The 13,476-nt window shown below is 69.1% G+C and carries 7 protein-coding genes and 1 tRNA gene; 3 read left to right on the top strand and 5 right to left on the bottom strand.

Annotated features, from left to right (window positions below; translation table 11 throughout):
- Positions 1-126: 126 nt before the first annotated feature.
- The 3 genes from FHR20_RS02280 to FHR20_RS02270 form a co-directional block, all read right to left on the bottom strand.
- Positions 127-528 carry a DoxX family protein gene (locus FHR20_RS02280; protein ID WP_167298034.1) on the bottom strand — a complete coding sequence of 134 codons (402 nt, stop codon included), beginning with the start codon at positions 526-528 and terminating at the stop codon, positions 127-129.
- Between the two features lie 46 nt (positions 529-574).
- Positions 575-8,218 carry an autotransporter outer membrane beta-barrel domain-containing protein gene (locus tag FHR20_RS02275; protein ID WP_167298033.1) on the bottom strand — a complete coding sequence of 2,548 codons (7,644 nt, stop codon included), beginning with the start codon at positions 8,216-8,218 and terminating at the stop codon, positions 575-577.
- A 138-nt stretch (positions 8,219-8,356) separates the two neighbouring features.
- Positions 8,357-9,532, bottom strand: a complete 1,176-nt coding sequence (locus FHR20_RS02270) for a glycosyltransferase (RefSeq protein WP_167298032.1) — start codon at positions 9,530-9,532, stop codon at positions 8,357-8,359.
- A gap of 192 nt (positions 9,533-9,724) precedes the next feature.
- On the opposite strand from FHR20_RS02270, the gene FHR20_RS02265 reads away from it, so the two are divergent.
- On the top strand, positions 9,725-10,375 hold the full coding sequence (locus FHR20_RS02265; RefSeq protein WP_167298031.1) for a TetR/AcrR family transcriptional regulator: 651 nt from the start codon (positions 9,725-9,727) through the stop codon (positions 10,373-10,375).
- 150 nt (positions 10,376-10,525) lie between these two features.
- Here FHR20_RS02265 and FHR20_RS02260 read toward each other — a convergent pair.
- Both FHR20_RS02260 and FHR20_RS02255 read right to left on the bottom strand, forming a co-directional pair.
- Positions 10,526-10,601: transfer RNA gene (locus FHR20_RS02260), tRNA-Ala, on the bottom strand.
- Between the two features lie 82 nt (positions 10,602-10,683).
- Positions 10,684-11,001 carry a TIGR02300 family protein gene (locus FHR20_RS02255; protein WP_167298030.1) on the bottom strand — a complete coding sequence of 106 codons (318 nt, stop codon included), beginning with the start codon at positions 10,999-11,001 and terminating at the stop codon, positions 10,684-10,686.
- Between the two features lie 101 nt (positions 11,002-11,102).
- On the opposite strand from FHR20_RS02255, the gene aroA reads away from it, so the two are divergent.
- Both aroA and FHR20_RS02245 read left to right on the top strand, forming a co-directional pair.
- Positions 11,103-12,440 carry a 3-phosphoshikimate 1-carboxyvinyltransferase gene (gene aroA, locus FHR20_RS02250; RefSeq protein WP_167298029.1) on the top strand — a complete coding sequence of 446 codons (1,338 nt, stop codon included), beginning with the start codon at positions 11,103-11,105 and terminating at the stop codon, positions 12,438-12,440.
- The gene (locus FHR20_RS02245; RefSeq protein WP_167298028.1) at positions 12,437-13,420 is read left to right on the top strand and encodes a proline iminopeptidase-family hydrolase; all 984 of its coding nucleotides are present in this window, start codon (positions 12,437-12,439) and stop codon (positions 13,418-13,420) included. The genes aroA and FHR20_RS02245 overlap by 4 nt, the downstream gene beginning before the upstream one ends.
- Positions 13,421-13,476 lie beyond the last annotated feature (56 nt).

Here is a 13,476-nt window from a genome sequence, read left to right as displayed (position 1 = left end):
GGAAGGGAGAATCAGGAGACGCGATCGTGAGGAGGCGAATCCGCGCGTGATCGCGCGGTGCCGGAAGAGCCCCGGCAGTCGAGCTTCGGCACGCGATCCCCGCCCGGCGGGGAAGCCGATCGCCCGCTAGGAGGCGGTGCCGGGTGCCCCCGTCACCGCCCCGCGCATCAGCCAGCCGACCCATAGCAGCACGCCCAGCAAGCCGCAGATCAGCACCGGCACGGAAAGCGCTTCGCCGATGCGCGCATGGCTTGCGACCGCGCCGCCGAGAAAGGCCGTCAGGACGGCGCAGCCCATCGCCCCCAATCTGCGGGTAAGGAACGCGCCGACGCCAAGGATCAGGATCCCCGCCAGATAGGGAAGCTGCCCCGGCGGATAACCGATATGCTCCTGGGCGCCGGCAAGAACATCCGGTGCCAGCAGCATGACCAGCGCATCGGCCAGCAACAGCGCGCTGACGAGGATCGAGCATATCCACCCGGCACGCGGCCGGGCGGAGACGGACAATGGTCTGAACAGGATATGCAACGGACGAATGTTCCTTCGGCAGCGGGAAACCAGGGGCGGCTTCCGGTCAGAACGCGATAGAGAGGCCCGCATTCACGCTGTGGCGGGTCGTGTCGCCGAACCTGCCGCCCACCCCGGCGCCATATTCGCCCGAATAGCTGAGGTTCAGCCGGACGCCCTTCGACACCGGCGCGGTCACGCCGAGCGCGAGATGCGCCATGGTGTCGCCACGCTCGGCCGCCAGGGCCGTCATCAGGCCGCCGGCGCTCGCCGCGGCATAGGCGGCGGAGGCCCGGCCGTTGTTGCCGCTGAACTGATGGCGGATGCCCGTCTCGGCCCAGGGGGTAACGCCGCCGAGATCGAATCTGACGCCCAGCGCGGCATCGCCGAATAGCGCGTTGCCGGTATTCCTGACCACCTCCAGCGCAAAGCCCGAACCGCCTTCGGCCAGGTGGTTGCGGCCAGCCTCGACATAAGTGAGGCCGATGCGCGGCGTGATGCGTGCCGAACCCAGCGACACCTGATAGCCCGCCGACATATCGGCGACGAACCCGCCCAGGTCGTACCGCGAAGTGGCGGTGCCGCCCGGGACGGCACGGCGGGTCTTGGCCCGCGACAGGTCATAGGCGACCAGGCCGCGCAGCGCGAGGCCGCCGAGCTCGGCACTGGCCGAGACGCCGACCTGCATGCCCTCCAGCTTGGTGGAAGCGCCCAGGCCCTCCACCGTCTGGTTGGTCGAGAGCGTGCCGACGAACGCATTCACCCGGGCGGTCTCCGAGAAGCCCCAGCCGAACCCGCCGAGCAGGCCGCGGCTGTCGCTGCGCAGGTCGTGCGCACCGGTGCCGGCATTCCCCTGGAGCGCGCCTTCCTGATACAGGCTCTGCGCGAAGCCGTAGAAGCCGACATGGCCCTTCCCGCCATTGTCCTGCGCACGCATCGCATCGACCACGGCCAGGCCGCTCTCGACGCTCGCCTGATCCGCGGCGGCAAAGGCCTCCGGGCTCAGCGCCGCAAAGCTCGCGGCACGCGAGGCGCCGTTGGTCTCGACCAGCGACGGCAGGGCATTGGTGAAGGTCTGCACCATCTGCCCGCCGCCCAGCACCGCATTGGCGTAGCGGATCGAATCGCGCACATTGGCGCCGAACGCGTTGTCGTTCTGGAACTCGCCGACCAGCTGGATGCGGTTGCCGCGCGTCGCCACGAAGCCGAATACCGTCTCCGACTTGTTGATCGTGGTGAAGCCGCCGGTGATGCCGCCCTGCGCCACGACGAGGTCGAGCGCGCCGCCCGGCGTGGACTGGAGGATGCCCGTGATATCCAGCGTGGCGCCCGCCTGGATGTTCATGGTGCCCGAGATGTTCAGGCGGTCGCTGCCGGTCGGCGCCATTTCGAGCAGCAGGTTCGAGCCGTTGGTGAACAGCACGTTGCCGTTGACCGTCATCGTGCCCGGCGAAGCGCCCGGCGACAGCGTGCCGCGCACTTCGATATTGGCGTTCACCGTGCCCGCGCTGCCGAACGTCGCGCCGTGGCTGACGACGATGGTCTTGGCCGAGGTGATGGTGGTGCCCGCCTGCCCGATCAGGCGGCCGCCGGTGACCGAGACGGTGTCGTAGCTGATGTTCCCCGTCAGCGAGACCACGCCGCCGGCGACGTTGAACGCTTCGAATTCGGAATAGCCCTGGCCGTTCCACGCAGTCGGCGCGGCATAGCTGCCCTGGGTGTTGAACTCGAGCGTGTCATAGCCGGTGCCGCCGCTGGCGGTGCCGGTGATCGCATTGGTGCGGCCGAGAGTCAGGCGGTCGTCGCCCGCGCCCAGCGCCACATTGCCCGCCAGCGTGCCCTGCACGTTGAGGTGATTGGCGCCGTCATTGCCCGCAAGCGCCGGCGTGGTGAGCGTCGCGCCCGCCGTGACCGTCAGCTTGGCGCCGAACAGGTCGACCGTGTCGAACTGCGCGTCGCGATCGATAATCAGTTCGCCGGCATCGCCCGATTCGAGCTGTTCGAAGCCGGTGGCGTTGACGTTGCTCAGCTGGCGGACGGTGTTCGCCGCCTGGTTGAGAACCAGGCGATCGATGCCGTCGCCGCCGTCGATCGCGCCGCTCAGGGTCGCGCGGCTGGAAAGCGTGAGGACGTTGTCCGCCGCGCCGAAGCTGATCTGCTCCGCGGAGATCGAGCTCCCCGCCGCGATGGTCAGGTCGCCCTGATCCACCGAGATGGTCTGGTAGCTGCCATTGCCGCTGATCGCCAGGTTGCCGGCGCCGCGCGCCAGAATATCCTCGAAGTTGAGGATCTTGGCGGTGGCCAGCGTCGCAGTCTGGTCGGCCAGCGTGTTGAACACGAGCGCGTCGTGCCCGGGGCCGCCATTGACCGTGCCGAGGATCGAGCCGCCATCGACGATCAGCTGGTTGTCATGCCCGTCGAAGTTGAGCGTCTGGTCGGCGGCGATGGTGCCGCCCAGCGTCAGCGACGCGCCGCCGGCCACGTTGATCGTCTCGAAGCTGGTGATCCCGCCGGCGATCCGCGAGTCGCCCGTCAGGTTGAGATTGAGCACGTCGTTGCCCGCGCCGCCGTCGAGCATGCCGGAGAGCGTGCCGTTCAGGAGCATGGTCAGCGAATCGTCGCCACCGCCCAGCGACACGCCGCCGGTGAGCGCCGTGTTGAGGATCACCGACTGCGCGCTGTCGTCGCCGATGATGGTGCCGATATGGTGATCGCCCGAGCCCGGGTTGACCGTCAGGTCGGCGCCGTTGCGCAGCGTCACCGTGTCGAAGTCCTGGTTCATGCCGATCGTCAGGCGGGCATTGCCCGAGACGTCGAGCGACTCGAAATTGACGACGTTGGGCAGGTCGCTGGTGTCCTGCGTGATCTGGAAGGCGACGGTGTCGATGCCGGCGCCGCCGTCGATCAGGCCGGTGGCGGTGCCGCCGGCGAGCACGAGGCGGTCGTCGCCCGCGCCGAGGTCGATATTGCCCTCGACCACGCCCCCGGCGTTGAGCGTCACGGTGTCGTTGCCGCCGCCCATGCCGATGCCGCCGCCGATCGTTCCCGAGACGGTAACCGATTCCGCCGCGTCCGAACCGGCCAGCGCGGTCGCGCCCTGGGTCTGGAAGCGGGTACCGGCCGCGACCGTCACGTTCGAGCCCGCCATGCTCAGCGTGTCGAGATCGGCGGTGCCGCGGATCGTGATCGAGCCGGTGCCGCGCTGGCTCAGCGTCTCGAAGCCCCGGAACTGATCGAAATTGACCGTGCCCCCGCCATTCACGTCGACGAGCAGCACGTCCGTACCCTCGCCGCCATAGGCGGTGCCGGTGAAGATGCCCGAGGCGCCATAGACGAAGGTGTCGTTGCCGTCGCCGAGGCGCAGGTCGCCCTGGAGCGTGCCGTAATTCTCGAACCGGTCGTCACCCTGGCCCAGGTCGACATTGCCGATGATGGTGCCGCCGGCGAGGTTGCGGATCTTGTCGGTGGTATGCATCGTCTGGATGCCGCCGGCGATCACATAGGTCTCGGTCGTGGAGTCGCCCGGCGCGTGAAGATAGACGCCGCCTGCCTCGAAGCCGCTGTCGCCGTGCAGGACCGTGTCCGCGCCGCCGCGGATCATCCCCAGATTGTCGAGTTCGAACAGCCGCAGCGCCGCATCGACGCCGGCGCTGCCATAGCCCTCGTCGTCGAGGCCGGCGACCATCAGCGCGGCCGACACGCCGCCGGTGGCCTCGATCGTGCCGCCGGCCGCGTTGGTCATGCCGACGATGCCGTTGTCGCCGAGCAGGGCCGCGAAGATGCCGGTGGCGATGTCCGGCGACGAGCCGCCGTCGCTGCCGCCGCCATTTGCCGCGATCCGGCCGCTGTTGACCAGCTTGCCGACCAGCACCGGCTGCTGCGGATCGGGGCAGTCCTCGCCGAACGCGGCGCCGCCGAGAGCGGTGAGCAGCAAGCCGGTGCCGCTCCCGCCGGTGGACTCGATGGTGCCGCCATTGGTCACGTCGAACGACCGGGCGCTGATCGAGGCCCCGCTGCCGTGGAGGCTGGCCGCGCCGATCGTGCCGGTGTTGGCGAGCCTGACCAGCCCCCCTTCGCCCTGAAGCTCCATGCCGTTGCCGCCATCGGCCGATGCGGTGATCTGGCCGCTGTTCGTCACATCGATGCTGCGACCGGCCTCGTCGACGCCATAGCTGTAGACTCGAACGCCATGCCCCTCGGTCGAGGCGATCCTGCCGCTGTTGTTCAGCGTGAAGGCGCCGATGCCATAGTCGCGATAGACCGACAGGCCGTTGCCCCGGGCAGTGATCGCGCCGGTATTGGCGAAGCTCGACAGCGCACCATAGGCGAGGACCCCATTCGCCGTGCTGGTGATCGTGCCGTTGTTCACCAGGTCGAGCTGCGCCTCGAAGCGCGGATCGGTGACTTCGATCGCCGCGTTCAGCGTGTCGTCCGCAATGTCGAAATTGGCGTTGTTGATCACCTTGCCGTCGCCGAGCGCACGCAGCCCCCTGGTCTGGGTCGTCGCGGAAGTGACGGTAACTTCGGTCTGCGCGCCGCTCGCCTCGACGCCGTGCATCTCGAAGCCCGCGGGGAGCACGTTGCCCGTAAGATCGAAGGTCCCGTTGCCGGTGAAGGACCGGCCATAGGCGTCGATGCCCGCCCCGCCGGTCACGGTGCCGCTCACGTCGAGCGCCGCGCCGTTGCGAGTGAGCACCGTGTCGTCGCCATTGCCCATGTCGAGGTCGCCGGTGACCTTGCCGCCGTTCGCGACATAGAGATCATTGCCGTTGCCGAGCAGCACATGGCCGGTGATGGTGCCGGCATTCTCGACGATGTCGTCCGCATTGCCGCCCACGATCGCGGCGCCCGCGGTGCCGGCGGCATTGTCCGTCGCGTGACCCTGGATCGTGCCCGCCGCACGATTGACGATGCGGTTGACGCCATAGCCGACCGTCTCGATCGCATTGCCATGGGCGCTGACGATGTCGCCGCTGTTGTCGACCGTCGAATTCTCCATCCGGATGCCGGTGCCCTGCATGCTGACTCGGCCGATGCCCAGATTGCCGCGATCGTTGGTGAACATGCCGTCCCGAAGGTCCACGCCGAGCCCGAAATTGCCGGTCGAGGCGTCCTTCGAATCCTCCCAGATCGAGGCGCGGTTGGTGATCGTGCTGCCATCGGCCTCGAGCAGCACGCCATAGGCATTGCCCATCTTGCGCAGGTTGGAGCTCGCCGAGATCAGCACTTCGGTGCCGGCGCCGGTCTTGAGCGCGGTGCCGCCGGTGATGCCGATATAGCCGCTCTGCGCAAGCAGCTCGACGCGGCGGGCATGGGTCGCGTCGACTGCGATGCCGGCGGTGCCGCCGTTGACGGCGCCGGCGATCACCAGGTCGAGGCCCCGCCCTTCCTCGCCGAACACGCTGCTCGTCGAATCCTTCTCGACGACGATCGACGGACGGTCATAGCCCCCATTGTTGAAATTCATGTCCAGCACGACCCGGCCGTCGCCGGCCACGCGCAGCAATCCGTCATAGCTGTAATGGCCGCCGGTGCCGTCGGCCGGCCCCTGCAGCGTCAGCACCGTGCCCGCACCCGCGGCCTCGTAGATCGTACCGCCCGAGAAGCCCGCGGCATTCCCCCGCAGCACCGAGAACGCCTGGCTCTCGCCGGCCCGGGCCTGCAGCACGTTGTTGCCGGCGCCCATATCGACCGCCCCGGTCACCAGCCCGCCGGTGTTGACGCTGCCATCCTGACCAAGCCGCCGCAGGTCGACGACCAGCTTGTCGTCGCCATTGCCGGTCGAGACATTGCCCTGCACCGCGCTGCCCTCGGCCAGCCACAGCATGTCCTTGCCCGAACCGCCCAGCACGACGTCGCCCACGATCGTGCCCTTGTTCGCGACCTGCGCGCCATAGGGCGCCTCGCTATACAGCTCGACGGCGGCGCCCGCGCCCGCGCGGATCTCCCCTTCGTTGATCAGCTTGGCAGCGCGATAATATTGCGTGCTGTAGCCGGAGACGGCGGCGTTCTCGCCGGTGGCAACGATCGTGCCGCGGTTCGTCAGGCTCGCGCCATATTGCATGCTCACCGCCCGATCGCCGCGGATCACGCCGCCGGTGTCGTTGACGAACTGGGCGGATACGCCCTCCAGGCTCAGCGCGACCCCATTTTCCACCGCGCTGGAGATCGTGCCGCTGTTATAGCCCGAGCCGGACACCGCGACCGCGGTGGACACGAGGCCCTCCGCGTGGATCGACCCGCGGTTGATGAAGCCATGGGCGCTGTCGGCGGCATAGCGGCCCGCCGTGCGGATGCCGTAGATCGCCTCGCCGGACAGATTGATGGTGCCGCCCGTGTCGTTGACGAAGCCGGTGAGAAAGTCGTTGGCATCGATCAGCGCGACCGGCGGGCCGCTCTCGGGGGCCGATATGCCGGTGAAGTTCAGCGCGCCGCGATTGATGACGGTCAACGTCCCGCCATTGCCGGACGCATTATATGCCCTGATCTCGAGGCCCGCGTCCGATCCGGCATAGGTAAAGCTGGCCAGGTTGGTGACGACCCCCGGCCCGGACACGCTGAGCGCGCCGGTCAGGTTCTCGGCAGCGATGGTCACGTCGAGGTTGCAGCCGCACAGGTCGAGCCCGTAGCGCTCGAAACCCGTCGGCAGGCTCCCGAAGGCGACCGTCCCCGAACTGGTCATGCGGATGCCGTAGATGTCGATGCCATCGCCGCCGTCGAGCGTGCCGCTCGGCATGCCGGCAACGCCGGTCGCATTGCCTTCGCGCCAGAACTGGTCGTCGCCATCGCCCATCGCGATGTTCCCGGCCACGCTGCCGCCGATGCGCTGGTAGAAGCGATCGCCATATTGGCCGAGCGCGACGCCGCCGTCGATCTGGCCGGCATTCTCGATGACGGCCTGCTCCGTGACCCGGATCGCGGTGTCGCCGGCGCTGCGGATCACGCCGCCGGCGCGATTCCGAAGTTCGAGGTCGGCAGCCGAAATCGCCGGCGCGGCACCGCGCGACTCGATCAGGCCCTGGTTGCGGATGGCGCCCTGGGCAACGGCGATGGTCGCTTCGGCAGCCGAGTTGTTCGCAATGGCGCCGCTATTGTCGATGTCGAGATACCGGGCACGGATCGCCGAAACCTCGCCCGCCTCGATCGTGCCGGCATTCGTCCCCTGGATCTCGTTGACGTCCACGCCACCTTCGATACGGCCGGTGCCGCGGTTGCGCATGTCGAGCGCGGCCGAGCGCGCGCGCACCGCCGTGCCGTCGGTCCCGCGCACCAGGCCGCTATTGTCGAGCGCGATGAAGGCGCCGTCGTCATCGCCCTGGCGCAGCGCGTTGCCGCCCGCAAGCGTGCCCGATCTGCCGATCTTCACCTCGAGACCCACCGCGTCCGCGAGCAGGACCGCCGGGCCCTGCGAGAACACGCCACCCTCGACGATCAGCTTGCCGCCGACATCGAAGCGAAGCCCCGGGCCCTCGGTGGTCTGGCTGCCTACGGTAGCGCCGGGCTGCACGGTGACGGTGCCGCCCGCCACGGTCATCACGAAGGGTGCGGACGTGCCCGTGCAGACGACCTGCGCGCCTTCGCCCGCGCACTGGGCGCGCGCCGCCGTCGAGGAAAGAGCGATCGCCAGCGTCGCCGCGCTCACGAACAGCGCGGTGCGGCCCCTGGCACCAGGAAGAATCGAGATACGGGTCGGAAACGCAGTACGCGCCATGATGCTGCTCCAATGCCGGAAGTGCCGGCCCGGATGTGCGCGCCAGCGTGAACAGCAAGGGCAGGTGCCGATGTTCGAAGAGGAGTTCCAACCCTTTAATTGCACAGCGGAATGCAACTTCACGCGGTTGTGCAGTTTTCATCCGGGCATGCCGGCCAGGATGTCCCGGACCAGCAGTTCGGTCATTGCGGCGGCGGAATACTTGCCGTGGCGCGCCGCCACCCGGGCAGCCTGGTGGCGCATACGATCGTCGCGGGCGGCGCGACGCAACGCCTCTCGCACCGCGTCGGCACCGGCGGACACGGCCTGCGACCACGCCACGCCGGCAAGGCGCAGCCGATAGGTGAGCAGCAACGATTCCAGCGTATCGGGCAGCAGAAGCTGCGGCACGCCTGCGGCGAGCATCTTCGCCGAGGCTCCATAGCCGCCGCGACCGACATAGAGCGCCGCTTCGCACCCCGCCGCCGCAAGATCGATAGGCGCGGCGCTGAACAGGATGTTGGCAGGCAGCGCCTCGCCCGGCGGGCTCGCCGAATGCCAGAGCACGGGCCAGCCCAATCCGCCGAGCGCCTGCGCCACGATCGCGCTGCCGGGGCGATCGAACGGCAGATAGACGAGCGTCCGCGGCCCCTCGCCCCGGGGCCATTCGGGGCGGGCATCGGCCTCTATCCCGATCAGGGGACCATAATAGGAGCCCGTCGCGTCCGGCCCGTAATGGTCGAGCTCGGCCCAGGCCAGCGAATGGAGCGGCGCACCCGCCAGCAACGCGCCGAGTCCGGCGGGCTCGGGCGCGCCGAAATGGCGGCAAACCTCTCGCACCGCCCGGTCCGCCGGCTGCTGGGCCGCCGCCAGCTCGGCAGCGCCATGGCCGGCCCAGGGCTGCAGGCTCGCACCCGCGTCGTGCGCGCGGGGCGCCACGAAGGTCGGGCCCAGCCTCCGCGCCGGGAGCCCGGCAATATGCGCCGCCAGCAGCGACAGGGGCGCATGCTCCGCCAGCAGCAGGGCCGGCTCCAGGCGTTCGAAGGCATCCAGCCATTGCCGCACCAGCGGAATCGCGCACGCCGCATCGACCAGCCCGCCCGCGGCGATCACCTGGCCATAGGTCAGCGTCTCGCCCCGGGGCGCGGAACCGGCAAAGCGCGGGCCCTGCACCACCAGGTCGAATGCATCGCGCTCGAGCCGCAGCGCCGTCTGCGGCGTACGTGCCGCCAATGTCAGATGGTGCCCGCCTCCGCGCAACGCACGGCTGATCGGCGCGAGCGTCGCGACATGGCCATATCCCAGCCCCAGTTCCCAGGTGGCCAGCAATCGCATGCAATCTCCCGGGCGGACCAGAGCAATCGAGTATCCTAGCCGCGATCGGGCACCGTCGGACAGCCGCCGTTCCTTCCCAGGGGCGTGCAATCCCCGACCCTGTCGCGTGACGGACGGCTTCGGTCGCAGCCGATGCGGCATCGGCGGCCTTGATTGCGCATGGGCACGACCAGCGTTGAGAGGGGGACAGCAATGTTCATTGTCGGGAACAGGGATGCAGAGACTTCGGCGCCCCGCAGCCGGCGCGACAACCGTGCCGCGATCCTGCTCGCCGGCCGCATCCTGTTCGCGCGCCACGGCGTTTCCGGCGTCACCTTCGAGCATGTCGCCCGCGAGGCGCAACTGACGCGCCGGACGATCTACAATCACTTCGCCAATGTGGACGACCTGTTCGCGGGAGTCGTGCACCAGACGCTTCGGCAACTGAAGGCGCAGCTGCCGCCCGCCCCTCCGGCCGAGCGGCAGCTGCACGCCGGGCTCACACGGTTCATGCGGGATTTGCTGGGGTTGTTCGCCAGCCCCGGCTTCTTCGACCTCCACCTGGCATTGGTCCGCCACGGCAATGATCGCCCGGAACTGCGCACTGCCTTCGAGCGCGAGCTTCTCGATCCGCTGAGCGCCCTCCTCGCCGGCTATCTCGGCACGCGGCGCGCCCGCGATTTCCACCAGGATCCGCAGCGCAGCGCGCGGGAGATCGTCGCGATCGTGCTCGGCCTCGCCGAAACCTCGCGACTGCTTGGCCGCACCGACGAGGAAGCGACCCGACAGGCGCTTCCGCTTATCGGCGCCCTCGCCCAGGCATTCGCGCAGACGCAGCGGAATCAGCTCAGCCGCGTGGCCTGACGCGCCACACCGGTTCCCGGCATGTATCGAAGACGGCAACGCCCCCATCGGGAGGCGCAGGACCGTGTCGCACGACCGATTCGGCCGTATGCCGCACCGCTACGCGCTGGCTGGAACTGGAAGAGTCCGCATTGCCGCGGACGGGGGGAATGGTGGAGCCGAGGGGGATCGAACCCCTGACCTTCGCAATGCCATTGCGACGCTCTCCCAGCTGAGCTACGGCCCCAAACCCCGGGAAGACGGGCCCTCTAGAAGGGCTCCGCGGGTCTGGCAAGGACCTTTTTTCGGTCCCTGCCAATTTCCCCGAATTATTGTTCTTCGTCGTCGCCGCCGGTCTCGACGCCCAGGTCGTCGTCGCCGCCCAGATCGACGTCGTCGTCCGCCGAGGGCTCCTCGTCGTCGTCGCCGATGTCCAGATCCTCGTCACCCAAATCGGAATCCTCCGTCTCGGGCTTCTCGGTCTTCACCGCCTCGAAAGGCAGCGGCTGCTTGGACTTGAGGATCGGTTCCGGATCCCAGGCAAACCCGCAGCTGATGCAGGTCACCGGCTCGTCCTTGGTCAGATCATAGAAGCGCGTTCCGCACTTCGGGCACGCGCGCTTCGTGCCCCATTCGGGCTTCACCATGTGTTGCCTCTTCGCCTTTCAAATCTTGGATTTCGGGAACAGGTCCCGGAAAGTGGGAGGCGCCTTGCCATGCTGCAAGGGCGCTGTCAAAGCCGGGCGTCATGTCTGCCTCTCCTCCCCGCCCGCTCGCCATCTCCGCCCGTGGTCCCCTGAAGGGCCGCGTCACCGTTCCCGGCGACAAATCGATCAGCCATCGCGCACTGATGTTCTCGGCGCTCGCCGTCGGCGAAAGCCGGATCGAGGGACTGCTCGAGGGCGAGGACGTGCTGGCCACCGCCGCGGCGATGCGCGCGATGGGCGCGACCATCGCGCGCGGCGACGATGGCGCCTGGACGGTCAGCGGCGTCGGCGTCGGCGGCCTGCTCCAGCCCGAGGGCGCGCTCGACATGGGCAATTCGGGCACGTCGACCCGGCTGCTGATGGGCCTGGTCGCCAGCCATCCGATCACGGTGACCTTCACCGGCGACGCCTCGCTCTCCAGCCGGCCGATGGGCCGGGCGATCGAGCCGCTGGCCCAGATGGGCGCGGAGATCACCGCCAGCCCGGGCGCCAAGGGGACCGAAACGCTGCCGCTGATGCTGAAGGGGATCAGCCCGGCCGTGCCGATCACTTATACGCTTCCCGTGGCCTCGGCGCAGGTGAAGTCGGCGGTGCTGCTCGCCGGGCTCAACACGCCGGGCATCACCCGGGTGATCGAGCCGGTGCCCACGCGCGATCATAGCGAGCGGATGCTGCGCGGCTTCGGCGCCGAGCTGACCGCGGAGGACGGCCCCGAGGGCAAGATCATCTCGATCCGCGGCGAGGCGGAACTGAAGCCCCAGCACATCGTCGTCCCGGGCGACCCCTCCTCCGCCGGCTTCTGGATGGTCGCCGCATCGATCGTGCCGGGATCGGACGTCACCATCGCCAATGTCTGCATGAATCCCACCCGCACCGGCCTGATCCAGGCGCTGCGGATGATGGGCGCGTCGATCGAGGCGCTCGCCCCGCGCGAAGTGGGCGGCGAGCCGGTCGCCGACCTGCGCGTGCGCCATGCCCCGCTGAAGGCGATCGAAGTGCCGCCCGAGCTCGCGCCCAGCATGATCGACGAATATCCGATCCTGTTCGTCGCCGCCTCGGTGGCCGAGGGCCGGACGGTGGCACGCGGCGCGCACGAGCTTCGCGTCAAGGAATCGGACCGGATCGCGACGATGCGCGCGGCACTCGAGGCCAATGGCGTCGCGCTGGAGGAATTCGAGGACGGCCTCGCCATCACCGGCACCGGCGGCACGCCGATCCCGGGCGGCGGCGCCGCGGTCACCAGGCTCGACCACCGCATCGCGATGAGCATGGCGGTCGCCGGCCTCGCCGCCGCGGCGCCCATCGCCATCGACGATGTCGCGCCGGTGCAGACCAGCTACCCCGCCTTTTTCGACGTGCTCGACGGCCTCGTCGCATGAAGCTCGGCCGTCGCGCCTTTCTGGGCGGGATGGCCGCCGGCACTCTGGCCACCCCGGCCTGGGCCAGGCTGCGCGACGAGATCTTGTTCAAGCCCGACAGGGAGCTGATGGTCCCGGTCGAGGGCGGCAGCGTCTATGTGCGGGTGAACGGCGACCTCAAGGGCCCGCGACCGCCACTTATCTACGCGCATGGCGGCCCGGGCGGCGATCATTCGGGGCTGCTTCCGCTCACTGCCCTGGCAAGCGAGCGCGCGGTGATCCTGTGGGATCAGCTCGACAGCGGCCGTTCGGACGCGCCGCTCGATCCGAAGAACTGGCGGGTGTCGCGCTTCGTCGACGAGATCGACCGGATTCGCGACGCGCTCGGCATCGCCCGCTGGCACGTCGGCGGCGGCAGCTGGGGCGGCACGCTGGCGATCGAATATGGCGCGCGCCGGCGGCCGGGCACGGCAAGCCTGATCGTCCAGTCGCCGCTGGTCTCGACGAAGAGCTGGATCGCGGATGCCGATCTCCTGCGCTCCCGGATGCCGGCCGATACGCGCGCCACGCTGGAGAAATGCGACACCGCCGCGCCGCCGCCGGCCCAGGCCTGCAATGCGGCGACCTGGGAATTCTATCGTCGCTACGTCATCCGCTCGCAACGCGCCGATGGCGTCGCCGCCTATCGCGCCCGGGCGCCGCGCGATGCCGGCGACACGCTCTACAACCGGATGTGGGGCAAGGCCGAGTTCGTCGCGACCGGTACGCTCAGGGACTATGATGGCGAACCCCTGCTCGCGAAGCTGGATGGCCCGCGCGCCTTGTTCGTCTGCGGCGAATATGACGAGGCCCGGCCCGAGACGGTGGCGAAGTTCGCCGCGCGCGTGCCCGGCGCGACGTTCAGGGAAGTGACGGGATCGGCGCATTCGATCCTGTCCGATCGCCCCGAAGCCTATCTCGCCCTGCTTCGCGCGTGGATGGCACGCCACGACGGCGCCTGAACGCGGATTTTGCATCCGAATCGCTTGACGGCGCGCGCATGTGCCGCGAACGCTCG

Source organism: Sphingomonas leidyi (assembly GCF_011761945.1).
GTDB classification, from domain to species: Bacteria; Pseudomonadota; Alphaproteobacteria; order Sphingomonadales; family Sphingomonadaceae; genus Sphingomonas; species Sphingomonas leidyi.
The sequence above is the reverse complement of the archived record's forward strand: the minus strand, read 5'-3'. Positions and strand labels throughout refer to the sequence as shown.